General features: G+C 71.9%; 23 protein-coding genes and 2 pseudogenes. 14 read left to right on the top strand and 11 right to left on the bottom strand.

Annotation, left to right across the window (positions count from 1 at the left end):
* Positions 1 to 28 precede the first annotated feature (28 nt).
* Both ACXKR8_RS31140 and ACXKR8_RS31135 read right to left on the bottom strand, forming a co-directional pair.
* Positions 29 to 1,585 carry an ABC transporter permease subunit gene (locus ACXKR8_RS31140; protein WP_458267890.1) on the bottom strand — a complete coding sequence of 519 codons (1,557 nt, stop codon included), beginning with the start codon at positions 1,583 to 1,585 and terminating at the stop codon, positions 29 to 31.
* Positions 1,582 to 2,526, bottom strand: a complete 945-nt coding sequence (locus tag ACXKR8_RS31135) for an ABC transporter ATP-binding protein (RefSeq protein WP_458267889.1) — start codon at positions 2,524 to 2,526, stop codon at positions 1,582 to 1,584. The genes ACXKR8_RS31140 and ACXKR8_RS31135 overlap by 4 nt, the downstream gene beginning before the upstream one ends.
* Positions 2,527 to 2,671: 145 nt before the next feature.
* Here ACXKR8_RS31135 and ACXKR8_RS31130 point away from each other — a divergent pair, with 145 nt between their 5' ends.
* From ACXKR8_RS31130 to ACXKR8_RS31115, 4 genes and pseudogenes are all read left to right on the top strand, one after another.
* Positions 2,672 to 3,940, top strand: coding sequence for a sensor histidine kinase (locus ACXKR8_RS31130; protein ID WP_458267888.1), 1,269 nt, complete (start codon positions 2,672 to 2,674; stop codon positions 3,938 to 3,940).
* Entirely contained in the window at positions 3,937 to 4,644 is a 708-nt protein-coding gene (locus ACXKR8_RS31125; protein ID WP_458267887.1) for a response regulator, read from the top strand. The genes ACXKR8_RS31130 and ACXKR8_RS31125 overlap by 4 nt, the downstream gene beginning before the upstream one ends.
* A gap of 100 nt (positions 4,645 to 4,744) precedes the next feature.
* Positions 4,745 to 6,845: pseudogene (locus ACXKR8_RS31120) on the top strand (TPM domain-containing protein).
* 59 nt (positions 6,846 to 6,904) lie between these two features.
* Positions 6,905 to 7,621 carry a PspA/IM30 family protein gene (locus ACXKR8_RS31115; RefSeq protein WP_458267885.1) on the top strand — a complete coding sequence of 239 codons (717 nt, stop codon included), beginning with the start codon at positions 6,905 to 6,907 and terminating at the stop codon, positions 7,619 to 7,621.
* A 33-nt stretch (positions 7,622 to 7,654) separates the two neighbouring features.
* On the opposite strand, the gene nicT is transcribed toward ACXKR8_RS31115, so the two are convergent.
* From nicT to mca, 3 genes are all read right to left on the bottom strand, one after another.
* Entirely contained in the window at positions 7,655 to 8,749 is a 1,095-nt protein-coding gene (gene nicT, locus ACXKR8_RS31110) for a Nickel transporter NicT (RefSeq protein ID WP_458267884.1), read from the bottom strand.
* Between the two features lie 92 nt (positions 8,750 to 8,841).
* A complete protein-coding gene (locus ACXKR8_RS31105) occupies positions 8,842 to 9,054 on the bottom strand; it encodes a hypothetical protein (RefSeq protein WP_458267883.1) in 213 nt (70 codons plus the stop codon).
* Positions 9,055 to 9,134: 80 nt separating this feature from the next.
* Positions 9,135 to 10,019, bottom strand: coding sequence for a mycothiol conjugate amidase Mca (gene mca, locus ACXKR8_RS31100; RefSeq protein WP_458267882.1), 885 nt, complete (start codon positions 10,017 to 10,019; stop codon positions 9,135 to 9,137).
* Positions 10,020 to 10,135: 116 nt separating this feature from the next.
* Between mca and ACXKR8_RS31095 the strand changes: the two genes are divergently transcribed.
* Positions 10,136 to 10,531 carry a DUF4307 domain-containing protein gene (locus ACXKR8_RS31095; protein ID WP_458267881.1) on the top strand — a complete coding sequence of 132 codons (396 nt, stop codon included), beginning with the start codon at positions 10,136 to 10,138 and terminating at the stop codon, positions 10,529 to 10,531.
* Between the two features lie 131 nt (positions 10,532 to 10,662).
* Complete coding sequence (gene greA / locus ACXKR8_RS31090; protein ID WP_458267880.1) at positions 10,663 to 11,160, top strand: transcription elongation factor GreA; 498 nt, start codon at positions 10,663 to 10,665, stop codon at positions 11,158 to 11,160.
* 36 nt (positions 11,161 to 11,196) lie between these two features.
* Here greA and ACXKR8_RS31085 read toward each other — a convergent pair whose 3' ends face one another.
* The 3 genes from ACXKR8_RS31085 to ilvA all read right to left on the bottom strand — a co-directional run bounded on the left by ACXKR8_RS31085 (position 11,197) and on the right by ilvA (position 14,357).
* Positions 11,197 to 12,057 (bottom strand): ABC transporter permease, encoded by an 861-nt coding sequence (locus ACXKR8_RS31085; protein ID WP_458267879.1) that lies wholly within the window; start codon positions 12,055 to 12,057, stop codon positions 11,197 to 11,199.
* Positions 12,057 to 13,043: an ATP-binding cassette domain-containing protein gene (locus ACXKR8_RS31080; RefSeq protein ID WP_458267878.1), complete on the bottom strand. Its 987-nt coding sequence runs from the start codon at positions 13,041 to 13,043 to the stop codon at positions 12,057 to 12,059. The genes ACXKR8_RS31085 and ACXKR8_RS31080 overlap by 1 nt, the downstream gene beginning before the upstream one ends.
* A 96-nt stretch (positions 13,044 to 13,139) precedes the next feature.
* Positions 13,140 to 14,357, bottom strand: a complete 1,218-nt coding sequence (gene ilvA, locus ACXKR8_RS31075) for a threonine ammonia-lyase (protein WP_458267877.1) — start codon at positions 14,355 to 14,357, stop codon at positions 13,140 to 13,142.
* Positions 14,358 to 14,425: 68 nt separating this feature from the next.
* Between ilvA and ACXKR8_RS31070 the strand changes: the two genes are divergently transcribed.
* Positions 14,426 to 14,953: a MarR family winged helix-turn-helix transcriptional regulator gene (locus ACXKR8_RS31070; RefSeq protein ID WP_458267876.1), complete on the top strand. Its 528-nt coding sequence runs from the start codon at positions 14,426 to 14,428 to the stop codon at positions 14,951 to 14,953.
* Between the two features lie 45 nt (positions 14,954 to 14,998).
* Here the strand turns inward: ACXKR8_RS31070 and ACXKR8_RS31065 are convergent, their stop codons facing one another.
* Positions 14,999 to 16,171 carry a cystathionine gamma-synthase gene (locus ACXKR8_RS31065; RefSeq protein WP_458267875.1) on the bottom strand — a complete coding sequence of 391 codons (1,173 nt, stop codon included), beginning with the start codon at positions 16,169 to 16,171 and terminating at the stop codon, positions 14,999 to 15,001.
* Positions 16,172 to 16,302: 131 nt separating this feature from the next.
* On the opposite strand from ACXKR8_RS31065, the pseudogene ACXKR8_RS31060 reads away from it, so the two are divergent.
* From ACXKR8_RS31060 to ACXKR8_RS31040, 5 genes and pseudogenes are all read left to right on the top strand, one after another.
* Positions 16,303 to 16,956: pseudogene (locus tag ACXKR8_RS31060) on the top strand (M48 family metallopeptidase); the annotation flags it as partial.
* A gap of 202 nt (positions 16,957 to 17,158) precedes the next feature.
* Positions 17,159 to 17,644, top strand: a complete 486-nt coding sequence (locus ACXKR8_RS31055; RefSeq protein ID WP_458275291.1) for a hypothetical protein — start codon at positions 17,159 to 17,161, stop codon at positions 17,642 to 17,644.
* Between the two features lie 79 nt (positions 17,645 to 17,723).
* A complete protein-coding gene (msrA, locus tag ACXKR8_RS31050) occupies positions 17,724 to 18,383 on the top strand; it encodes a peptide-methionine (S)-S-oxide reductase MsrA (RefSeq protein WP_458267874.1) in 660 nt (219 codons plus the stop codon).
* A 100-nt stretch (positions 18,384 to 18,483) separates the two neighbouring features.
* A complete protein-coding gene (locus ACXKR8_RS31045) occupies positions 18,484 to 19,299 on the top strand; it encodes a hypothetical protein (RefSeq protein ID WP_458267873.1) in 816 nt (271 codons plus the stop codon).
* Positions 19,300 to 19,434: 135 nt separating this feature from the next.
* Positions 19,435 to 20,175 (top strand): SDR family NAD(P)-dependent oxidoreductase, encoded by a 741-nt coding sequence (locus tag ACXKR8_RS31040; protein WP_458267872.1) that lies wholly within the window; start codon positions 19,435 to 19,437, stop codon positions 20,173 to 20,175.
* An 11-nt stretch (positions 20,176 to 20,186) separates the two neighbouring features.
* Here the strand turns inward: ACXKR8_RS31040 and ACXKR8_RS31035 are convergent, their stop codons facing one another.
* On the bottom strand, positions 20,187 to 20,636 hold the full coding sequence (locus tag ACXKR8_RS31035; protein WP_458267871.1) for a hypothetical protein: 450 nt from the start codon (positions 20,634 to 20,636) through the stop codon (positions 20,187 to 20,189).
* A gap of 127 nt (positions 20,637 to 20,763) precedes the next feature.
* Here ACXKR8_RS31035 and ACXKR8_RS31030 point away from each other — a divergent pair, with 127 nt between their 5' ends.
* The gene (locus tag ACXKR8_RS31030; RefSeq protein WP_458267870.1) at positions 20,764 to 21,294 is read left to right on the top strand and encodes a GNAT family N-acetyltransferase; all 531 of its coding nucleotides are present in this window, start codon (positions 20,764 to 20,766) and stop codon (positions 21,292 to 21,294) included.
* 14 nt (positions 21,295 to 21,308) lie between these two features.
* On the opposite strand, the gene ACXKR8_RS31025 is transcribed toward ACXKR8_RS31030, so the two are convergent.
* Positions 21,309 to 21,875 carry a DinB family protein gene (locus ACXKR8_RS31025; protein ID WP_458267869.1) on the bottom strand — a complete coding sequence of 189 codons (567 nt, stop codon included), beginning with the start codon at positions 21,873 to 21,875 and terminating at the stop codon, positions 21,309 to 21,311.
* A 192-nt stretch (positions 21,876 to 22,067) separates the two neighbouring features.
* On the opposite strand from ACXKR8_RS31025, the gene ACXKR8_RS31020 reads away from it, so the two are divergent.
* Positions 22,068 to 22,502 carry a hypothetical protein gene (locus ACXKR8_RS31020; RefSeq protein WP_458267868.1) on the top strand — a complete coding sequence of 145 codons (435 nt, stop codon included), beginning with the start codon at positions 22,068 to 22,070 and terminating at the stop codon, positions 22,500 to 22,502.
* Positions 22,503 to 22,562 lie beyond the last annotated feature (60 nt).

Below are 22,562 nucleotides of genomic sequence, written 5' to 3'. Positions count from 1 at the left end.
CCCCCGGCTCTCATACGTCCCGCCCCGTTCATACGTCCCTCCGCCGGAGCAGGTAAGTGGCGAGTGCCAGCATCAGCGCCGCGTAGCCGCACAGCACACCGAACCCGGCCCACGGCGCCAGCGGGAAGTAGCCGTTCGGCGGCGTGTAGGGATTGCTGACCTGCGCGTACTGCGGAAGGCTCTGCTGGACCGCGAAGGCCGCCGCCGGGGTGATCCGCAGCAGCCAGTCCGCGGGCCCGGTGGGCAGCACCGAGGCCATCGCCAGCATGTACGGAAGGACGATCGCCAGCACCACGCCCATCACCGCCCCCGCGCTGCGCCGCAGCACCGAGCCCGTCGCCAGGGCGAGCACGGCGGTGACCGCGAGCAGGGCCGCGGTGCCCAGCACCACCCGCAGCTCGGTGAGCGTGCTGATCGGATAGACGACCGCGCCGGCCGCGCTCAGGATGCGGCCGCCGAGCGCGACCGCGACCGCTGCGGCGACCAGCCCGGTGCCGAAGGCGACCGAGCCGATCACCAGGGCCTTCGCCGCCAGCACCCGGCCCCGGCGCGGGGTCGCGGTGAGGGTGGTCCGGATCAGGCCGCGCCGGTACTCGGCGGTGATGGACAGCGTCGCCACGACGATCACCGCGATCAGCCCGGCGAAGGTGCCGACCAGTCGCCGCTGAAGGGTCTGGCCGCCGCCGCTGTCCACGGACGGCGCGATGTCGCCGGACCCGCTGACGGTGAAGCTCCCGCCGGACTCCTTGAACCCCCCGAGGGACGCGGTCATCGGGCCGCGGTCGCCCACACTCGTGCCGCGCCATCCGATACCGGTCGGGCCGCCGCGCAGCTCGACCTGGTCGAACACCCCGGTGGCCTGGGTCGGGCCGCCGGTCGCGCTGGCGCCGCCGAGGTGGTCCGTGACGTCCATGTGGTCCGGGGAGGTGACGAAGAGACCCGCCTGCACGGTGGTCGGAAGACCGGCCAGGTGGGCCGTGCCGACCGTGCTCCAGTGCATGCCGTCGGTCGACTGGTAACCGGTCAGGGTGTCGCCGGAGCGGGTCAGCCGCAGCCAGCGCGGGGACTGCGCGGAGACCGCGCCCGGCAGGCCGGCCGTGTCGCGGGTGAAGTCGTCCTGCATCCGCACCCCGTGCGCGCCGGTGACCATGACCGCCGCATAGGCGGACCCCTGCCGGTCGTTCTCCTTGACGATGATCCCGGCCTTGGCCCACGGCTGGACGCCCGGGGTTGACCCGGTGCCGCCCTCGGCCGGGACCTGGCCGGTCAGTGAGGTCAGCCGGGCGGTGATGCTGCCGTCCCCCAGCAGCGGCTGGTTCACCAAGTAGAAGCTGTCGTTCACGGCCTCGCCGCCGGGCCCGACCGGACCCGTGCAGGTCCCGCCGGCGCCCCGCCCCCCGCCGCAGCCGGAGTGGTCGCCGGCCACGCCGAGCAGCGAGACCAGCACCATGGCCAGCGCGGCCGCGGCCATCCCGACCACCCAGCCGCGCACCGTCCTGAACTTGGTCCACTCGGCCCGCAGCAGCTGCGCGAAGCCGTCCCGCCCGGCCTGCTGGGAGCGGTACGGCGTGACAGTGGCGCTCATCGGATGACCGCCGGGTCGGCGGCGGCGGCGCGGAACTCGACCGCGTCCCTGGTGAGTTCCATATAGGCCTCCTCCAGCGTCGCCCGGTGCGCCGACACCTCCGCGAACGGCACCGCGGCCGCCCCGAGCAGCGCCACGACCTGCTCCGGAGCCAGTCCGGACACCGTCAGCGTCTCCGCGCCCGTGGCCGCCACGGTGGCCCCGGCCTGCGCCAGCGCCGTCATCGCCGCCGACCGCGCGGAGGTGCGCAGCAGCACCCGGCCGCCGGACGCGGCGGCGATCAGCTCCGCCACACTGGTGTCGGCGAGTACGCGCCCCCGGCCGACCACCACCAACTTCCCTGCGGTGTCCTGAAGTTCGCTCATCAGATGGCTGGACACCAGCACCGCGCGGCCCTCGGCCGCCAGCGACCGCAGAAAGCCGCGGACCCAGACGATGCCCTCCGGGTCGAGGCCGTTGAACGGCTCGTCCAGCAGCAGCACCGGGGGGTCGCCGAGCAGCGCCGCCGCGATGCCGAGCCGCTGCCGCATACCGAGCGAGTAGCCGCCCGCCTTGCGCCGGATCACCGCCTCCAGCCCGGCCTGGGCGACCACCTGGTCGACCCGCTTGGCGCTCAGCCCCTGCGAGTGGGCCAGCCACAGCAGATGGTTGCGGGCGGTGCGGGCCGGTTGCAGGGCCGCCGCGTCCAGCATCGACCCGACCTGGTTCAGCGGGTTCCGCAGGCCGCGGTAGGGGCGGCCACCGATCAGCGCGCTGCCCTGGTCGACCGCGTCCAGGCCGAGGATCACCCGCATGGTGGTGGTCTTCCCCGCACCGTTGGGGCCGACGAAGCCGGTGACCGTCCCGGGCGAGACGGTGAAGGTCATCCCGTCCAGGGCGGTGTGCGTCCCGAACCGTTTGCGCAGCCCGTTCACTTCGATGGTTGCTTCCATGGCGTCCATGGCCGAAAGGCTAGGGAGCACAACGGGCCGTTGGCGTCACGCCGGGCAGCCATCTTCGCCGCCCCGGCATCCCCCGCACGGGGGACATCGGCATCCCTGACCAGCGGGACGCCGAGCCGCGGGGCCAGGGGCAACAATGGTGCCCATGGCCCGAGCGGAGGACACCGACAGCGGCCGGCTCGCCGCGGCACGCCGGATCGGCACGGGCCCGCAGGCTCCGGTCGTGCTCGGCGCGCTGCTGGGGCTGCTGGCGTTGGCCGAGGCGGTCGGACGGGCCGCAGCCACCGGGGCCACCGCGCAGTTCGCCCTGGTGCTCTGCCTGCTGGCGCCGGCCACCACCCTGCCGCCGGCCTTCCTCCGCCCGACCGGGGCCGCCGTCGCTGTCTGTGTCATGAGCGTGCTGTCGCTGGCCCTGTTCCACACCCTGACCGTGGCCGGTCTGGCCGCGCTGCTGATCGCACTGTTCCGGTTCGGCCTCGACCGCCAGGAGCAGCGCGGCGCGGCCTTGCCGGCCACCGGGCTGACCCTGCCCTTTCTGGTGCTGGCGCTGGTCGGCCCCCGGCCGGCCGGCTCCGAGGCGGCGGTGCTGACCGTGCTGCTGGCGGCGCTGGCCCCGGCCGCCGCCTGGGCCGGGATGGGCCGGCGGGCCCGCGCCGAGGCGGCGCTGCACAGCGCGGCGCGGCAGGCCGTCGCCGGGACCCTGCTGGAGCACACCGCGCGGACCGAACGGGCCCGGATCGCCCGGGAACTGCACGATGTGGTGGCCCATCACATCTCCATGGTCGCGGTGCAGGCGGAGACCGCCCGGCTGACCACCCCGGGCATGCCCGCCGCCGGGGCGCAGCGGCTCTCCGCGATCGGCGACACCGCGCGGGCCGCGCTGACCGAGATGCGGCGACTGCTCGGGGTGCTGCGCGAGGACACCGGCACGTCGGCCGTGGAACGGCAGCCCCAGCCCGGTCTCGGCCAGCTCGCCGACCTGCTGGACACGGCCAGGGAGGCGGCGGGGACCGGGACCCGGCTGATCCTGCGCGGGGCGCCGGTCCCGCTCGACCCCGGCGTGGAACTGGCCGCCTTCCGGATCGTCCAGGAGGCCCTCACCAACGCCCGGCGGCACGCACCGGGCGCCGCGGTGGACGTGGAACTGCACTACGACCAGGACGCTCTGCGGCTGCGCATCCGCGACAACGGACCCGGCGGCGGACCGCCCGCGACGCAGGCCGGCGGGCACGGGCTGCTCGGGATGGCCGAGCGGGCGGCGGCCGTCGGCGGCACCCTGCGGACCGGCCCCACAGCCGGCACCGGCTACCTGGTCGAGGCCGTCCTCCCCGCCGCCACCGCGCCCATCACCACTCCACCCGCCGTCACCCCGCCCGCCGCCGCACTGCCCGTCAGGGCCGAGGAGTCCGGATGACCGACGCTGCGCCCCCGCCGGTACGGATCGTCGTCGCCGACGACCACGAGGTCGTCCGGGCCGGCTTCGCCGCGCTGCTCGACACCCAGCCGGACTTCACCGTCCTCGGCACCGCCCGCGACGGCGCCGAGGCCGTCCGGGTCTGCCGCGAGCACTCCCCCGACGTGGTGCTGATGGACGTCCGGATGCCGGTGCTGGACGGGATCGAGGCCACCAGGCAGCTGGCCGCCTCAGCCCCCGGCGGCCCCCGGGTACTCATCCTCACCACCTTCGACCTGGACGAGTACGTCTATGACGCGCTCTGCGCCGGGGCCAGCGGCTTTCTGCTCAAGGACGTCACCGCCGAGCGGCTGTTCGACGCGGTCCGGGTGGTGGCGGCCGGCGAGGCCCTGCTCGCTCCCTCCGTCACCCGCCGCCTGATCAGCGAGTTCGCCAAGCAGCGACCCAGGCCGACCGGGCCTGGCGGATCAGGCGTCCCGTCCGCCCCCGGCCTGAGCACGCTCACCCCGCGCGAGACCCAGGTGCTCCGGCTCGTCGCCGAGGGCCTGTCCAATCCGGAGATCGCGGTCCGGCTGGTCGTCACCGAGGAGACCGTGAAGACCCATGTCAGCCGGGTGCTGGGCAAACTCGGGCTGCGCGACCGGACCCAGGCGGTGGTCACCGCCTATGAATCGGGGCTGGTCGTACCGGGTTCCCGCGCCTAGCGACCGAGCCGTCGCCCCGGGTGCGAACCGGACATTCCACGCATACGCTGCGGCTCAGGACCGTGCCGGCCGGGCGCGGGGCGGCTGAGAGTCGGTGGGTATGCGACGGCTGGGCGCGATAGCGGCAGTGCTGGGCCTGGTCGTGCTGTTGGCCGGCCCCGGCGGCGCACGGGCCGACAGCCCGATCACGCTGAACCGCACCGGGCAGATCACCGACAAGGTCGGCGCGCTCAACGGACGGCAGTCCGAGGTGACCGCCGCCCTGCAGAAACTGGACGCCGCCCAGCACATCCAGCTGTTCGTGGCCTATGTGAACAGCTTCTCCGGCCAGAGCGCGACAACTTGGGCCCAGAGCACCGCGCAGCGCAACGGACTGGGCCAGGAACGACGTGCTGCTCGCGGTGGCCACCCATGACCGGCAGTACGCCGTCTCCGCCGACCAGGGCGTCGGCTTCACCCAGAGCCAGCTCAACCAGGTGAACACGATCGCGATCGAGCCCGCGCTGCGGCAGAACGACTGGGCCGGCGCGGCCATCGGCGCCGCCGACGGCTACCGGGCCGTGCTCAGCGGCGCTCCGGTCACCGCCCCGGCGATCGTCCCCGGGCCGGCCGATCCCGGTGGCTCGGCCGCCGGGGCCAACTCCGAGCTCTGGGTCCCGGTCGCCGTGGTGGGGGCGGCCGGGGTCGCCGGGGTGTTCCTCTTCAACCGGCGCAGGCGCGCCGCCGCCGGCCCCGGGACCCAGGGCCGGGCCGCGGGGCAGCCGATGGCACCGCCGCCGGTCCCGCTCGCCGAACTGGACCAGCAGGCCCGGCACGCCCTGGTGCAGACCGACGACGCCGTCCGCACCAGCCAGGAGGAGCTGGGCTTCGCCTCGGCCCAGTTCGGCGAGGAGGCCGCCCACCCCTTCACCGAGGCCCTCGACCTGGCCAGGAACGAGCTGACCGCGGCCTTCCGACTGCGGCAGCAGCTCGACGACGCCTTCCCGGAGGACGACGCCACCCGGCGCCGGATGCTGGCGGAGATCCTGACCCGCTGCGAGACCGCCAACACCCGGCTGGACGCCGAGGCCGACGCCTTCGACCGGCTCCGGGCCCTGGAGGCGACCGCGCCGCAGGCGGTCGAGCAGGCCGAGGCCACCACCGGCGCGCTGGCGGTGCGGATCGGCGCGGCGGAGCAGACCGTCGAGTCCATGCTGCGGCAGTACCCGGAGTCGGCGGTGGACCCGGTCCACAGCTACCCCCGCGAGGCCGGAGAGCGCCTGGACTTCGCCCGCGACGCGCTGACCCAGGCCCGCCAGGCCCTGACCGGCGGCGATTCGGCGGGCGGCAACTCGAAAGGCGGCGACTCGAAAAGCGGCGACTCCGCCTCCGCGGCCGTCTTCGTCCGCGCCGTGGAGGGCGCCCTGGACCAGGCCGGGACGCTGGTCGACGCGGTGTCCCGGCGGGAGCAGGAGCTGGAGCAGGCGGCGGCCAGGCTGCCGGCGGCGATCGCCGAGACCGAGGCCGATCTGGCCGAGGCCCGCGGCATGATCGAGGGGACGCCGCAGGCGGGCCAGGCCGGCGAGCTGCACGGCCGTACCGCCCGGGTGGAGCAGGTCCTCGCCGACGTCCGGCAGGAGCAGGCGGCGGGCAGGTTCGACCCGGTCTCGGCGCTGCGGCGGCTGGAGGAGGCCGACGGAGTGCTGGACGAGGCGCTGGCCGGCGCCCGCGAGCGCGCGGTGGGCGACCAGCGCGCCCGAGCCCTGCTCGACCAGGCGCTGCTGACCGCCGGCAGCGAGGTGGCGGCGGCCCAGGACGTGATCGCGACGCACCGGGGCGCGGTCGGCAGCGAGGCCAGGACCCGGCTCGCCGAGGCCGAACGCCGGCTGCAGCAGGCCAGGGCGGCCGGACCCGGCGACGCCGCGGCCGCGCTGGCGCAGGCCCAGCAGGCCGACGCGCTGGCCCGGGAGGCCCAGCGGCTGGCCCAGCAGGACGTCGGCGGCTTCGGCAGCCCGTACGGGGGCGGCGGCCGGGGGCGCGGCGGCGGCGGGATGGGCGGCGCGGTGCTCGGCGGCATCATCCTCGGCGGCATGCTCGGCGGCGGCGGGGGCGGCGGCCGAGGCCGCGGCGGTTACGGGGGCGGCGGCGGGTTCGGGGGCGGCCCGGGAAGCTTCGGCGGCGGCGGCACCCGCGGCCGGATGGGCGGCGGCGGAAGGTTCTGACCCCGGCCGCCACCACTCATCGACCTCGAACGAAAACCCCTTCGAAAGGACTCCAGCGCATGTCCAAGCAGACCATCCTCGGCCGGGTCACCCAGCTCGCGAAGGCCAACATCAACGCGTTGATCGACCAGGCCGAGGATCCGCAGAAGATGCTCGACCAGCTGATCCGCGACTACAGCAACAACATCGCCGAGGCCGAGGACGCGGTCGCGGCCACCATCGGCAACCTCAGGCTGATGGAGGAGGACCACGCCGAGGACGTCACCGCGGCCAAGGAGTGGGGCGGCAAGGCCCTGGCCGCCAGCCGCAAGGCCGACGAACTGCGCGCGGCCGGCAACGCCGCCGAGGCGGACCGCTTCGACAACCTGGCCAAGGTGGCGCTGGGACGGCAGGTCCAGTCCGAGAAGGAGGCGAAGACCGCGGAGCCGGTGATCGCCAGTCAGACCGAGATCGTCGACAAGCTCAGGACCGGCCTGGACCAGATGAAGGCCAAGCTGGCCGAACTGCAGGCGAAGCGCGACTCGCTGGTGGCCCGGGCCAAGTCGGCGCAGGCCCAGAACACCATGCTGGACGCGGTGAAGACGATCAATGTGCTCGACCCGAGCAGCGAGATCGGCCGCTTCGAGCAGAAGGTGCGCCGCGAGGAGGCCAGGGCCCGCGGCAAGGAGGAGCTCGCCGCCTCCTCGCTGGACGCCCAGTTCGAGAGCCTGGACGCCTTCGGCGACAGCGCCGAGGTCGACGCCCGCCTGGCCGCCCTCAAGGCCGGCGGCAGCTGAACCGCAGGCCGGGTCGGCCGACGTCGCGCCGGGTCAGCCCGCGTCGCGCAGGCCCTGGGACCACTTCTCCTCGACCCGGCCGTAGCGCCAGACCAGCAGGGCGACGGCCCAGGTGACCACGAAGAGGCCGACGATGGCGTAGCCGATGTTGTTGAGGTCCAGGCCGGCGACCCAGCCGATGGGTCCGCTGGTGATCTTCAGCCGCTCGGAGACCAGCTGGGTGATCTCGATGCCGCCGATCAGGACGGCCACCACCACGCTCAGCGCGGTGATGGTCAGGTTGTAGTACACCTTGCGGACCGGCTGGGAGAAGGCCCACTCATAGGCGAAGTTCATGAACGAGCCGTCGATGGTGTCGAGCAGCGACATCCCGGCGGCGAAGAGGATCGGCAGCACCAGGATCGCGTACCAGGGCAGCGCGAACGCGGACGCGCCGCCGGCCAGGACCAGCAGCGACACCTCGGTCGCGGTGTCGAAGCCGAGGCCGAACAGCAGGCCGACCAGATACATGTGCCAGGGCTTGGTGACCATCCGCATGACCGGGCCGAGGATCCGGTTCATCAGGCCGCGCTTGGCGAGGTGCTCCTCCAGCTCGACCTCGTTGAAGACCCCGGTGCGCATCTGCCGGAAGACCTTGAGGATCCCCCACAGCACCACCGTGTTCAGCGCCGCGATGAGCATCAGAAAGGTGCCGGACACGGTGGTGCCGATCAGACCGGTCCAGGTCTGGAGAGTGCTCGCGCTGTTCTCGACCTGACCGGCCAGGGACCTGACCCCGACCGACAGCAGCGCGCACAGTCCGAAGACCACCGAGGAGTGGCCGAGCGAGAACCAGAAGCCGACGGAGAGCGGGCGCTGCCCGTCCGACATCAGCTTGCGGGTGGTGTTGTCGATCGCCGCGATGTGGTCCGCGTCGAAGGCGTGCCGCATCCCCAGGGTGTAGGCGAGGATGCCGGTCCCGGCCCCGAAGACCTGGGTGCCGATGGTGTAGTGCGCCGGGGCGATGATCGCGAGCAGGGTGAACCACCCCACCAGGTGCAGCGCCGCGATGAACGCCGTCATACCGCCCATCCGGGCCCACTCGCGCCCGGTCAGCGCCCCGCGAATCCGCGCGAACGTACCCGCCATGGCACACCCCTCCCTGGTCAGTGAAGACCTGCCCACGTTAGGGGCTGGGGATGCGCAGTTGCAAATAGTACGCAATAGCGAACGGGTGGGATTTACGGCTGCTGCTGCTTCTTCGGCTGCTTCGGCTGCTCGGGCTCCTCGATGAAGTCCACCTTCTTGAGGGAGTGGTTCATCGCCTTGAGGATCCACCAGGTGCCGATGCCGAGCGCGGCGAAGACCAGGAAGCCGAGCAGGCCCGGAGTGACCTTGGCGTCGTCCACGGCCAGCAGGGTGGTGGCGAAATGCGCGGTTGCGAGGGAGCTCATGCCCCTATGGTCCCCCCACCGCCGGGCGGCGGGGGGACCGGGGTCGGTCCGGGCCGGTCAGGCCTGCACGATCGGGCGGGTCAGGCGTGCACGATGTCCGCGGTGATGCCCGCGAACAGGTCGTTCTCCGGCAGCGAGGTGTCCACCAGCGAGCGCGCCAGCTCGTAGTCCTCGGTCGGCCAGACCGCCCGCTGGATCTCCAGCGGGATCCGGAACCAGGGCCCCTCCGGGTCGATCTGGGTGGCGTGCGCCAGCAGCGCCCGGTCCCGCAGCTCGAAGTACTCGCCGCAGGGGACCCGGGTGGTGATCTCCCGGGGCTTGCGGTCGCTCTCGTCCCAGCGCGCGATCCACTCCGCGTAGGGGGACTCCAGGCCGCGCTCCTTCATCGCCGCGTCCAGCGCCTTGATCCGCTCCAGCGAGATGCCCTGGTTGTAGTAGAGCTTCAGCGGCTGCCAGGGGTCGCCGGCCTCCGGGTAGGCGTCCGGATCCCCGGCCGCCTCGAACGCCGCCATCGAGATGGTGTGGGTCATGATGTGGTCCGGGTGCGGGTAGCCGCCGTTCTCGTCGTAGGTGGTGATCACCTGCGGACGGAACGAGCGGATCAGCCGCACCAGCGGCTCCACCGCCGTCTCCAGCGGCTGCAGCGCGAAGCAGCCCTCCGGCAGCGGCGGCAGCGGGTCGCCCTCGGGCAGCCCGGAGTCGACGAAGCCCAGCCACGCCTGCTTCACACCCAGGATCTCGCGGGCCGCCTCCATCTCCTTGGCCCGCACCTCGTGGATGTTCTCCTCGATCCAGGGGTCGCCCTGGAGCTTGGGATTGAGGATCGAGCCGCGCTCCCCCCCTGTACAGGTGGCCACCAGTACGTCGACGCCCCGCGCCACGTACGAGGCCATGGTCGCCGCACCCTTGCTGGACTCGTCGTCCGGGTGCGCGTGTACCGCCATCAGTCGCAGCTGCTCAGTCAACGCCCCAAAGCCCTTCGTCGTTATTGCCTGCTTCTATAGTGACGGACTGGGGCCCGCGGACATTCCGCGATCCTGAAGAGTTGGTCCAAAAGTCCCTGAGAGGCGGCGCAAGGCCGATGAGTGCTCCGACCAAGGTCGCAGTCCCCGCAGGCCGCTACGGCACGGATCCGGCCGAGACCGAGCGCCGGGTGCGGCGGGTCTACCTGGCCGCGATCGGGGTGGTGCTGGTGATCTGCGCCGTGCTGGGCTTTCACTACCTGACCAAGTCCACCTTCAACGGCCAGGTGGTCTCCTTCACCGTGGTCTCCGCCTCGAAGGTGCAGATCAGGCTCCAGGTCGACAAGCCCGGCGGCGAGGCCGGCAACTGCACCCTCCGCTCCCGCGACGTCAACGGCAACGAGGTCGGCCGGATCACCGTCCCGGTGCCGAAGCAGCCCAGCAGCTACGACACCGTGGTGACGCTGCGCACCTCCGGCCTCGGCACCACCGGTGAGCTGGTCAGCTGCGGCTGAGCCGGCGATGTGTGGGTACAGGTGTACGGACAGAACGCGATAGCTCCCGGATTGCGGCGGAAATTGTTAGGCTGCTGGTTTCGCCCTTTTCTGTCAGACGCATCGATTCCATGTACCTACGAGGAGCACCCGTGGCCCAGACCAGCGAAAACGTCACCTGGCTGACCCAGGAGGCGCACGACCAGCTTCGTGCCGAGCTGGAGCACCTGTCGGGCCCTGCGCGCGCCGAGATCACCCAGAAGATCGCGGCGGCCAGCGAGGAGGGCGATCTCAAGGAGAACGCCGGCTACCACGCTGCGCGCGAGGAGCAGGGCAAGATGGAGCTCCGCATCCGCCAGCTGACCCAGCTGCTGGAACGCGCCCAGGTCGGGGCGGCTCCCGCCGACAACGGCGTGGTCGGCCCCGGCATGGTCGTCTCCGTCGCCTGGGACGGCGACGACAGCGACGTCACCAACTTCCTGCTGGGCTCGCGCGAGGCGTCCTCCGACGATCTGGAGACGTACTCCCCGCAGTCCCCGCTGGGCCGGGCCATCGACGGGCGCAAGGTCGGCGAGAGCTCCACCTATGAGCTGCCCAACGGCCGCAAGACCACCGTCAAGATCCTCTCGGCCAAGCCGCACCAGGGCTGACCTGCCGCGCACTGCCTTGTACCGCTCCGTCCTGGGTCAGCCCACGGCGGAGCGGTACTTGCGTACCGACAGCCAGGAGAACAGCACCGCGATCAGCAGCGACCAGCCGACGGACACCCCGATCGCGTGCACCATCGGCCAGGCGCTCGGCCCCGGGCCCGGCGGCAGGTTGCCGAACAGGTCGCGAGCCGCCTGCACGGTCGCGCTGAAGGGGTTCCAGTACGCCACCGCCTGCAGCCAGCCCGGCATGCTGCTGACCGGGACGAAGGCGTTGGAGATGAAGGTCAGCGGGAACAGCCAGACCAGCCCGGCCGAGGTGGCCGCCTCCGGGCTGCGCACGGAGAGGCCGATCAGCGCGCCGATCCAGGAGAAGGCGTAGCCGAGCAGGAGCAGCAGCCCGAAGCCGCCCAGCGCCTCCAGCACCCCCTTGTGGATCCGCCAGCCGATCAGGAACGCCACCAGGGCGAGCACCACCAGCGTCAGCGCGGTCTGCACCAGGTCGGCCATGGTCCGGCCGACCAGCACCGCGGAGCGGGCCATCGGCAGCGAGCGGAACCGGTCCACCAGGCCCTTGTTCATGTCCTCGGCGATGCCGGCCGAGGCGCCGGCCACCGCGAAGGTCACCGTCTGCGCGAAGATGCCCGCCATCAGGTACTGCTTGTAGGCGTTGGGGTTGCTGCTCATGCCGGGGATGGCGATGGCGCCGCCCATGACATAGGTGAACAGCAGCACGAACATGACCGGCTGCAGCATGCCGAACACGACGATCTCGGGAATCCTGGTCATCCGCCGCAGATTGCGCTTGGCGACCACCCAGGAGTCCCGGAGCACCTGTCCGGCGCCGCCGCGCTGCACGGGGACGCCGGCGCCGATCGCGCCGGTAGTCGTCGACGTCATCAGGCACTCACTTCCTGGTTCGCGTCCTTGGCCTCGTCGTCGTCGCCCAGGGTCGCGTGGCCGGTGAGCGAGAGGAACACGTCGTCGAGGGTGGGGCGGCGCAGCCCGATGTCGTTGATCACGATGCCGAGCCCGTCCAGCTCCCGGATCACGTCGGCCAGCACCCTGGCGCCGCCGCTGACCGGGACGGTGATCCGGCGGGTGTGCTGCTCCACGGTGGGCTCGCCCTTGGCGTACGGGGCGAGCGCGGAGAGCGCGTCGGTGAGCGAGCCGGCGTCCTGGAGCACCACCTCGATCCGCTCGCCGCCGATCTGGGCCTTGAGCTGGTCGGCGGTGCCGCGGGCGATGACCCGGCCGTGGTCCACCACGGCGATGTCATGGGCCAGCCGGTCCGCCTCCTCCAGGTACTGGGTGGTCAGCAGGAAGGTGGTGCCCTGGCCCACCAGGGTCTCGATGACCTCCCACAGCGCCATCCGGTTGCGCGGGTCGAGCCCGGTGGTGGGCTCGTCCAGGAACATCACCGGGGGCCGGACCACCAGGGCGGCGGCGAGGTCGAGCCGGCGGCGCATACCGCCGGAGTAGGTCTTGGCGGTGCGGTTGGCGGCCTCGGAGAGGTTGAACCACTCCAGCAGTTCCAGCGCCCTGGCCTTGGCCTCGCGGGCGCTCATCTGGTACAGCTCACCGACCATCTGCAGGTTCTCACGACCCGTCAGATACTCGTCCACCGCCGCGTACTGGCCGGAGAGGCCGATCAGGCTGCGAACCTTGTTGGGGTGCTTGAGCACGTCCACCCCGGCCACCACGGCCCGGCCCGAGTCGGGCTTGAGCAGGGTCGTGAGCACCCGGACGGTGGTGGTCTTGCCGGCCCCGTTCGGACCGAGCAGCCCGAGCACCGTGCCCTCCGGCACGTCCAGGCTGACCCCGTCCAGGGCGCGCACGTCGCCGAAGGTCTTCACCAGGTCCTCGGCCTCAATGGCTCCCGCCATCTGCTGCTCCTCCCGTTGCCACTGCCACCAGCGTGGACGGGATCGGAACGGTCCGCGACCCGGCCGGACCGGGCCCGAACCCGGCCCGCCCGGGCGTCAGCTCTGCTGGAGGATGGTGTAACCCGCTTCTCGAAGCTCAGACACTACGGCGTCGCAGTGCTCGGGGCCCTTGGTTTCCAGATGGAGGTCGACCTCGGCCTCGCCCAGGTCCAGCTTGGGATCGGTCCTGACGTGGGCGACGTCCACGACATTGGCGTCCACCCTGGAGAGCGCGGCGAGCAGCGAGGCCAGCGCGCCGGGGCGGTCGGTGATCCGCAGCCGCAGCGACAGGTAGCGCCCGGCGGCGACCATGCCGTGCCGCAGCACCCGCTGCATCAGCAGCGGGTCCACATTGCCGCCGGAGAGCACCGCGACCACCGGGCCCTCCAGCTCGTCCCCGTGCTCCAGCAGCGCGGCGACGGTGCTGGCCCCGGCCGGTTCGACCACCATCTTGCAGCGCTCCAGGCAGATCAGCAGGGCGCGGGCGAGGTTGTTCTCGCTGACCGTCAGCACCCCGTCGGCGAGCTTGTTGATGATCTCGAACGGGATGTCCCCCGGACGGCCCACCTGGATGCCGTCGGCCATGGTGGAGAAGCCGTCCAGGGTGACCGGCCGCCCGGCCCGCAGCGAGGGCGGGTACGCCGCCGCGCCCGCCGCCTGCACGCCGACCACCCGGACGTCCGGGCGCAGCTGCTTGACCGCGGTGGCGATCCCGGCCAGCAGTCCGCCGCCGCCGACGCCGACCAGGATGGTGCGGACCTCGGGGCACTGCTCCAGGATCTCCAGGCCGACGGTGCCCTGCCCGGCCACCACGTCCTGGTGGTCGAAGGGGTGGATCACCACGGCGCCGGTGGTCTCGGCGTACTCCAGCGCGGCGGCCAGGGTGGCGTCGAAGTTCTCGCCGTGCAGCCGGACCTGGGCGCCGTAGTCGCGGGTGGCGGCGACCTTGGGCAGCGGGGCGGCGACCGGCATGAACACGGTGGAGCGCACCCCCAGCGTGGTGGCGGCCAGGGCCACGCCCTGGGCGTGGTTCCCGGCGCTGGCGGCGACCACCCCGGCGGCCCGCTCCACCGGGTTGAGCCCGGCGATCCGGACGTACGCGCCGCGCAGCTTGAAGGAGCCGGTGCGCTGCAGGTTCTCGCACTTGAGGTGGACCGGGGAGCCGATCATGGCGGAGAGGTGGCGGCTCCCCTCCATAGGAGTGACCCTGGCCACCCCGGACAGCATCTTGTGGGCCCCGCGGATGTCGTCGAGCGTGATCGGCCAGGAGTTCATGGGTTCAGCCTAGGGCGTGGCACCGATACCCTCGGAGCGGCTCAGCACAACGACAGAACGCGACGGCGATGACCACACCAGAGACCCCGGACGACAGCGTCCCCGGCAGAGTGCCCGCGGACGGCGGAGACGACGGGGCGGTCCTGCTCGACCAGCTCCAGTACCAGGTCGCGATCCTCGCGCGCCGGGTCGAGCAGGTGCGCATCGGCGGGGTCGGCGACCAGCGGAACTCGATGGACCGGGCGGCCTTCCTGCTGCTGCACCGACTCGACCGGACCGGCGCGGTGGGGGTGAAGGCCCTGGCCGCGGCGATGGGGATCGACTCCTCCACGGTGACCCGGCAGGTGGCGCCGCTGGTGGACGGCGGCCTGGTGGACCGGGTGCCGAACCCGGACGACGGGCGCGCGGTCCTCCTCGAACTGTCCCCGCACGGCAGGGAACGGCTCGAGGAGGTGCGCGCCTCCCGGCGGGCGCTGATGCGCAACCTGGTCGCGGACTGGCCCGACGCGGACCAGTCGCAGTTCTGCGCCCTGCTGACCAGGTTCAACGAGGCGATGCAGACCTACCGTCCGCAGGAGGCCGCGCCCGCGCCCTGAGTGCCGCCCCCTTGTGTGCCGGCTGCTTCAGCGCCTCGGAGAGGTTCAGCGCAGCGCCTCGGACAGGTCGGCGAGCAGGTCGTCCGCGGACTCGATGCCCACCGAGAGCCGGACCAGGTCGGCCGGGACCTCCAGCGCGGAGCCCGCCACCGAGGCGTGGGTCATCCGTCCGGGGTGCTCGATCAGCGATTCCACGCCGCCGAGCGACTCGCCCAGGGTGAACAGCTTGGCCCGGTTGCAGACCCCGACCGCCGCCTCCTCGCCGCCCCGGTGCCGGAACGAGACCATGCCGCCGAAGGCCTTCATCTGCTTGACCGCGATGTCGTGGCCCGCGTGCGAGGGCAGCCCCGGGTAGAGCACCTGGGACACCTTGGGGTGCTCGGCCAGGAACGCGGCGACCCGGGTGGCGTTCTCGCTGTGACGGTCCATCCGCACGCCCAGGGTCTTGATGCCGCGCAGCACCAGCCAGGCGTCGAACGGGCCGGCGATGGCCCCCATCGCGTTCTGGTGGTAAGCGAGTTCGTCGCCCAGCGTGGCGTCGTCGGTCACCAGCGCGCCGCCCACGACGTCGGAGTGGCCGCCCATGTACTTGGTGGTGGAGTAGACGACCACGTCCGCGCCCAGTGCCAGCGGCTGCTGCAGGTAGGGGCTGGCGAAGGTGTTGTCGACGACGAAGGTGGCGCCGGCCTCCTGCGCGATGTGCGCGATCGCGGCGATGTCGGTGATGCCGAGCAGCGGGTTGCTCGGGGTCTCCACCCAGATCACCTTGGTGTTCGGGCGGATCGCGGCCCGTACCGACTCCGGGTGCTGGGTGTCGGCGACCGACCACTCCACGCCCCAGCGCGACAGCACCTTGTCGAACAGCCGGAAGGTGCCGCCGTAGGCGTCGTTGGGGATGACGATGTGGTCGCCGGGCTTGGTGACCGTCCGCAGCAGGCAGTCCTCGGCGGCGAGGCCCGAGGCGAAGGCCAGGCCGCGGCGGCCGCCGTCCAGGGCGGCGAGGTTCTGCTCCAGCGCGGTCCTGGTCGGGTTGGCGGAGCGGCTGTACTCGTAGCCGCCGCGGAGGCCGCCGACGCCGTCCTGCTTGTAGGTGGAGACCTGGTAGATGGGGGTGACCACGGCCCCGGTCTGCGGATCGGCCTCCTGCCCGGCATGGATGGCCAGGGTTTCGAAGTCGTAGTGCTGCTGGTGCTGCTCGTGAGGGTGCTCGGTGCTCATGAGTCCCGAGCGTAGTCCGAAACCTCCTGTCGGGCGTGGAGGGTCGACCGGTACGATCCAGCCCTCCGCAGTGACCGTATGGCTTCTGTGTGTGGTCCTCGCACATCAGCCCGAGGGGGGCTCGTTCTTCGATGCGTACGTCGATACGCGCCGTCCAGGCGCTCGGCCTGCTGGCCGGTTTCTATCTGATCGCCCTGGGGGCGCTCACCCTGCTCGTCGGCTTCGACGTGCTGGTGCTGACCCACCTCGGCGACGGCTCCAGCTTCGGCGCGTCGAGCTTCGGTGCGCTGAAGCTGGTCGGGCTCAGCGTCCTGGTCGCGATCCCGCTGGTCCGCGGGGTGTTCCTGGTCCGCCGTCCCAAGGACGAGGCCCCGCCCGGAGTCACCGTCAGCGAGCAGCGGCAGCCCGAGCTGTGGCAGCGGATGCGCGGTCTCGCGGAGCAGGTCGGCACCAGGGCGCCGGACGAGATCCGGATGATCTCCGCCGTCAACGCCGCGGTCAGCGAGAACCCCCGGCTGCTGGGACTGATCCCGGGCCACCGCCGGATGCTGATCGGCGTGCCGCTGCTGCTCGGGCTGACCGAGCCGCAGCTGGACGCGGTGCTGGCGCACGAACTCGGCCACTACAGCAACCGCGACACCCGGCTCGCCGGGATCACCGTCCGCGGCCGGCAGAGCCTGATCACTGTGGTCGAGCACGCCAGGGCCAGCGGGCGGGGCATCACCGCGGCGCTGTTCGCCTCCTACGCCAACCTCTACATCCGGGTCTCCGAGTCGGTCGGCCGCCGGCAGGAGCTCGCCGCCGACCTGGCCGCCGCCCGGATAGCCGGCCGCGACCACGCGGCCGGCGCGCTGCGCCAGGTGCCGGCGCTGGACGCGGCGTACGACTACCGCGCTGGAGGCGCTGCCCGCCGACGGGCGCACCGTCACCGGTGCCGAACTCCCGGCCTCGGCCCTGGTCCGCGACCTGGACCAGCTGTTCGCCGCGGTGGCCGCGACCGCGCTGCCGCCGCAGGCGGCGGGCAAGCGGACGGTCGGCTGGAACGAGCTCACCGTCGCCGCGGGGCAGGCCGCGCTGGTCGCCCGCTCGTCCTTCCTGACCGAGGCGGTGCAGCAGGCCTGGGGCCGCCCGCTGACCGGCCTCCCCGACCTGCTCGACGGCATCGACGCGGGCCAGCTGGACGCGATCGCCGCCCAGCTGCCCACGACCGAGGCGGCCACCGGCGCGACCGGCCGCGCCGCCCGGGAGATCGCCCGCACCGCGGCCCGCCACGCCGTCCGCCCACTGGTGCTGCTGGCCCTGGTCGACTCCGGCCGGGCCCGCTTCGTCCACTCCTGGGACGAACCGCTCCACCTCGACTTCACCCCGCCGGCCTTGACCGAGGCCCTCACCGAGGCCCTCGACGCCCTGGTCGCGAGCCCGCCGAACACCGGGCCGCTGCGGGCGCTGCTGGCCGGACCGCAACCTGGCTGACGTTCGACCGGCTGACGTCCGAGCCTTCCGCCCGTGGCTCCCGCCGGAATTCCCCACCTCCCCCGTACGTTTTCCGGACATGATGTTCCAGCGCTTCAAGAACCGACTCCCCACCGCGGACGAAGCCCTGCAGGGCCGTTCCGTGCCCGCCTTCAGCCTGCCGCTGCAGCACACCGTGCTGGGCAAGCCGCTCAGCGGGCCGTACCCCGCCGACCTGGAGGTCGCGGACTTCGGCCTCGGCTGCTTCTGGGGCGCTGAGCGCGCGTTCTGGACCGTCCCGGGCGTCTGGACCACCCTCGTCGGCTACCAGGGCGGCCACACGCCCAACCCGACGTACGAGGAGGTCTGCAGCGGACGCACCGGCCACACCGAGGCCGTCCGCGTGGTCTTCGACCCGGCCCTGCTGAGCTACGAGGACCTGCTGAAGGTCTTCTGGGAGGCGCACAACCCCACCCAGGGCTTCGCCCAGGGCAACGACCGCGGCAGCCAGTACCGCTCCGCCGTCCACACCCACTCCCCCGCCCAGCTCGCCACGGCCACCGCCACCCGCGACTCCTTCCAGTCGGTGCTCACCCGCGTCGGCTTCTCCCCCATCACCACCGAGATCCTCCCGGCCGGCCCCTTCTACCCGGCCGAGCCCTACCACCAGCAGTACCTCGACAAGAACCCCGACGGCTACTGCGGCCTCGGCGGCACCGGGCAGAGCTGCCCGGTCGGCGTGGCCAAGACCAACGGCTGAGCAGGAGATTGGTTGGATCATGGGCTCTCACCGTCCGGGAGGGCCCATGGGCGCGGACGATCCTCCCGCTCCGCATCAGGAGAGCCGGTAGCTTGCCCCCATGTGCATCTCCATGGACCGGGCCGATTTCTCCGGCACCACCTTGTACGCGGGACGTCTCCAGCATCCGGTCCACGGCCTGATCCATGTCCTGGGCTACCAGAACACCGCGGTCAATCTCGCCGGCGGGCCCAACGCCATGCTGCTGCACCTTCCCACGGTGGGGATGACCCGGGAGAACTTCATCCCGGTGGGGCGGGACGTCGACGTCCTCGGCCGCATGGTCGATGCAGTCCGGCCGGTCTCCAGAGACACGGGCATCGCGTGGATGGGCTGGGACACCCCCACGGTCGAGATCTTCGAGCACGACATCTACACCGTGCTGCTCGCAGCAGACCCCGCTCTGATCCCAGCAGCACTGCACCAGATACCGCCGCACAAGCGGCCGGAGCTCGATCCGGACCTGCTGACGTTCTACGCCGACCGATATCCGGGCCACACCATTGCTGTCTGCTGCTTCGACAACACCGAGGCCCAGCAGGCCAAGCCCCTCCTGATGTGGTACCCACCCGTCGAACCGGACCGGTTGACCCTACCGGCGCTGGACTGCCACACGGGCAAGGCGCCCGACCTCGACTCGGACGTGCCCGTCGACCACTGGGTGCTGTTCTCCACAGACCAGGCGCCGACAGGCTGGGGCAAGCCGGTCAGCCACCCCGGAGACATGCGCCACGGGCTGCGTTCCTTTCTTCCCGACACCGTCGTCGGGACCTACTTCGGCGGCCGATCCCTCCCCAACGGGGATTTCGCCATCACCCACGACGATCTCCTCACCGGTGACCTGGACCGGATACAGCGGCTCCAGCCCGCTGCCTGATGGACCCGGTGCGGGCGAACTGGCGTGCTGCCGCCACCCGTTGACCCCTCTGGAGCCCCGGCGGACGAGAAGGTGACGGAACGTCATGGCGTATGGCCGCCAGACATGTTGTCCGCTCGCGACCACACTGGAGCCATGGACAAGAACGAAGGCAAAGTAGCCCTGGTCACCGGCGGAAGCCGCGGCATCGGTGCGGCGGTGGCGGTGAGGCTGGCTCGGGAGGGTGCCGATGTGGTGCTGACCTATGAGCGCGACGCGAAGAGCGCGGCCAAGGTGGTCGATCAGATCAGGGCGGAGGGTCGTCGGGCTCTCGCGATCAAGGCGGACAGTGCCGACGTCGCCGCAGTGACCGGGGCCGTGGACGAGGCGGCCGCGGCCTTCGGCACCCTCGACATTCTCGTCAACAACGCGGGCGTGTTCCTGGTCGGATCGGCGGAGGACCTCGGGCCGGCGGAGTTCGACCGAACCATGGCAGTGAACGTACGGGCGCCGTTCATCGCCTCGCAGGTGGCGGCGCGGTACATGGGCGACGGGGGCCGGATCGTCAGCATCGGCAGCAACGTCGCTGAGCGGACGGTGTTTCCCGGGTTCAGCCTGTACGCGATGAGCAAGACCGCGCTCATCGGCATGACCAAGGGCCTGGCCCGCGATCTGGGGCCGCGGGGCATCACCGTCAACCTCGTACACCCGGGCCCGACCGACACGGACGCCAACCCCGCCGACGGACCCGACGCCGACATGATCAGTGGCCTGACCGCACTGGGGCACTACGCCGACCCGGACGACATCGCCGCCACCGTCGCCTATCTGACCAGCACCGACGCCCGCTACATCACCGGCACCACGATCAGCGTCGACGGAGGCTTCGCCATCTGAACCGGTTGCCCCTACCGGTCGACGCTGCCGTCCTCCGACAGGCTCGCTGCATGGGCGAGCGCATGCTGGACCAGCAGTGACAGCAGGCGCTTGGACTTCGCCGAGCCGAGTTCGCTCTGCCAGGGGCGGACCGAGTACCAGCCCTGGCCCGGATCCGTCAGCGGCGGGCAGGGCGCCGCGGCCTTCAACACCTCGGGCGGCCCTTCGGGAAGGCGCAGCAGCAGCGTGTCCGTCCCCCAGGCGACGACCGCGGCGACGCCCTTGGCTGCCAGCACCGGCATGCCGAAGGTCGCCAGGACCGGCCAGTGGGGAGCAAGGCTCTCAAGCCGCTCGACGAGATCGGGGTGGGTGTGCAGTTCCCACCCCTCGTAGACGAAGTCACCCTGCTCGCACGCAAAGCCCTGTTTCCGCAGCAGGTCGAGCAGCACCGTGTTCTGCGGCAGGTCCGGCGGTGGCGTCATGCTCGAACACGGTACGCGCCGTTCGGCGGCAGGCGCAGGGGTGGTATCTGTGCTGCCGTCCGATCAGTGGGTTGACCTGCATAAAAGGTGTTGCTGGCGGGGCGAGGGGTGGGTAGCGTCACCCGGCATGACCCCGACTCTGCGTACCGAGCGACTGCTTCTTGAGCCGTATCACCCCAGCGACGAAGAAGGCTTCGTCGCGCTGTTCCAGGACACGCGGGTGTCCCAGTGGATGGGTGACGGGCCTGAGCCCGAGGCGGAGGACCGCGCGCTGTTCGGGCGGATCTTCAGCAAGGTGTACGCCCAGGGTCTGTTCGACGTCTGGGCCGTGCGGCGCGACGGGCGCCTGGTGGGTCATGCCGAGATCAAGCCGGCCTCGGTCGTCGAGGGTCACGAGATCATCTACGCGCTTGCCGCGGACGCCTGGGGCTGCGGCCTCGGCACGGAGTTGGCGGACGCGATCGTCGGCTACGGCTTCGACACCCTGGGGCTGGCCGAGGTGCACGCGACGGTGGCGGAGCCGAACCGTGCCTCGCTGGCGCTGCTCGGCAAGATCGGGTTCCAGCACGTCCGGGACATCGCGGAGGACGACGGCAGCACGACCTGCCTGCTGACCCGTGGTCGCGACGGGGTCGACCGGGTGGCAGCCCCGCAGTAGGCCAGTAGGCCGCGTCAGTTCGACGCCTGCGCGGAGGCCTGGCCGCCGTGGAGGTAGAGGTCGCGGAGGACGCCGATCTCGGCGCCGTGGTGGGCGGCTTCGTCCAGGGCGTGGAGGGCCAGCAGCAGGTAGCTGTCCTGGCTGTAGGCGCCGGCACGGGGGCCCATGGGCTGGAGCAGGTGGTCGTCACCGAGGGAGCCGAGAGAATCGATGCGGGCTCGGAAGACGGACCAGTCCTCGGCCAGTGCTTGGACGCCTTCGGCCGCCGTGCCCGGCCAGCGATGAATGTCGTCACCACCCGGCCCGTCCCCGAAGAAGCGGCCGTAGCTGCGCAGGCAGTCCGCGCCGATGTGCCAGATCCGCCAGCCGATCGTGGTGAACGGGGCCGGGACGACGTCGGGCTCGGGCCCAGGGTCGGCGCGGAACGCCCCGTCCTCGGACGCCCGGACGGTCAGGCAGCCGCCGACCGGCTCCCAGAGGTACTCGGCGTCGCTGAGACCTTCCAGCCGGGCCAGGGTTCTGTCCCGCACGTCGTCGAAGGTGGTGAGCACGTCGCGGGTCACCGGGCCGGGCGGGGTCATGGCTGCTCCAGGTTCGCTGACAGGGCAGGAGTCATCGGGACATCGACGGTAGTGGACCAGGCCCGCCGATAGGGGGGTTCGCGAGCCCCACCAGGCCCGATACGCTTCGCCGGAACTTTGCGCGCGGGCGTTTTCCGGAGGGGCGAGGACATGGGCAGGGTCGGGACCAGGAGCAGAGCGGTCATCGGGTGCGTGGCGCTCGTCGCGGGGCTCTGGTGGCTGTTGTTCGTGCCCCGGTACCAGGTACCGATGCCGCCGGCGGACGCGACGCCGCAGCAGGTGGCGATGGCGTACATGCGTGCGCTGGACGGCGGGGACCAGGGCACGGCCCTCGCCCTCTCGACGCCGGACCACAAGGGTGAGGCCAAGCTCTGGATCAGCCACACCGCGGGTGTCCGCGACCGGACCGTCACCAGCGTCACCGCGGACAACGACGACGACCTGAGCGACTGGAGGGCGCCGGGCGAACCGTACACCCAGGCAGTGCAGGTCGAGGTGAACTTCACCTACCAGAAGCACTGGTGGTCCGACGACGACAGTGTGTCGAACGGGCCGATGCTGTGGGGCTACTTCCTGGTCCGGGTGCCGGGTGGTCGCTGGCTGGTCTCGGGCGAGGGCGTTGCCTGACGGAACGTCAGCCGGGCCGCCGACGGAGCGTCAGCGGGCCGACCCGAAACGCAGACCGCC

The organism is Streptacidiphilus sp. PAMC 29251 (assembly GCF_054208735.2).
This window is presented reverse-complemented; position numbering and strand designations above follow the sequence as displayed.

Coding starts and splice junctions, on each gene's coding strand:
- ACXKR8_RS31125 (WP_458267887.1), top strand. CDS start 3,937: ATGACCGACGCTGCGCCCCCGCCGGTACGGATCGTCGTCGCCGACGAC.
- ACXKR8_RS31140 (WP_458267890.1), bottom strand. CDS start 1,585: ATGAGCGCCACTGTCACGCCGTACCGCTCCCAGCAGGCCGGGCGGGAC.
- ACXKR8_RS31070 (WP_458267876.1), top strand. CDS start 14,426: ATGACCACACCAGAGACCCCGGACGACAGCGTCCCCGGCAGAGTGCCC.
- ACXKR8_RS31130 (WP_458267888.1), top strand. CDS start 2,672: ATGGCCCGAGCGGAGGACACCGACAGCGGCCGGCTCGCCGCGGCACGC.
- ACXKR8_RS31135 (WP_458267889.1), bottom strand. CDS start 2,526: ATGGACGCCATGGAAGCAACCATCGAAGTGAACGGGCTGCGCAAACGG.
- msrA (WP_458267874.1), top strand. CDS start 17,724: ATGATGTTCCAGCGCTTCAAGAACCGACTCCCCACCGCGGACGAAGCC.
- ACXKR8_RS31085 (WP_458267879.1), bottom strand. CDS start 12,057: ATGACGTCGACGACTACCGGCGCGATCGGCGCCGGCGTCCCCGTGCAG.
- ACXKR8_RS31045 (WP_458267873.1), top strand. CDS start 18,484: ATGTGCATCTCCATGGACCGGGCCGATTTCTCCGGCACCACCTTGTAC.
- ACXKR8_RS31080 (WP_458267878.1), bottom strand. CDS start 13,043: ATGGCGGGAGCCATTGAGGCCGAGGACCTGGTGAAGACCTTCGGCGAC.
- ilvA (WP_458267877.1), bottom strand. CDS start 14,357: ATGAACTCCTGGCCGATCACGCTCGACGACATCCGCGGGGCCCACAAG.
- ACXKR8_RS31040 (WP_458267872.1), top strand. CDS start 19,435: ATGGACAAGAACGAAGGCAAAGTAGCCCTGGTCACCGGCGGAAGCCGC.
- ACXKR8_RS31105 (WP_458267883.1), bottom strand. CDS start 9,054: ATGAGCTCCCTCGCAACCGCGCATTTCGCCACCACCCTGCTGGCCGTG.
- ACXKR8_RS31115 (WP_458267885.1), top strand. CDS start 6,905: ATGTCCAAGCAGACCATCCTCGGCCGGGTCACCCAGCTCGCGAAGGCC.
- nicT (WP_458267884.1), bottom strand. CDS start 8,749: ATGGCGGGTACGTTCGCGCGGATTCGCGGGGCGCTGACCGGGCGCGAG.
- ACXKR8_RS31035 (WP_458267871.1), bottom strand. CDS start 20,636: ATGACGCCACCGCCGGACCTGCCGCAGAACACGGTGCTGCTCGACCTG.
- ACXKR8_RS31025 (WP_458267869.1), bottom strand. CDS start 21,875: ATGACCCCGCCCGGCCCGGTGACCCGCGACGTGCTCACCACCTTCGAC.
- ACXKR8_RS31030 (WP_458267870.1), top strand. CDS start 20,764: ATGACCCCGACTCTGCGTACCGAGCGACTGCTTCTTGAGCCGTATCAC.
- ACXKR8_RS31065 (WP_458267875.1), bottom strand. CDS start 16,171: ATGAGCACCGAGCACCCTCACGAGCAGCACCAGCAGCACTACGACTTC.
- ACXKR8_RS31095 (WP_458267881.1), top strand. CDS start 10,136: ATGAGTGCTCCGACCAAGGTCGCAGTCCCCGCAGGCCGCTACGGCACG.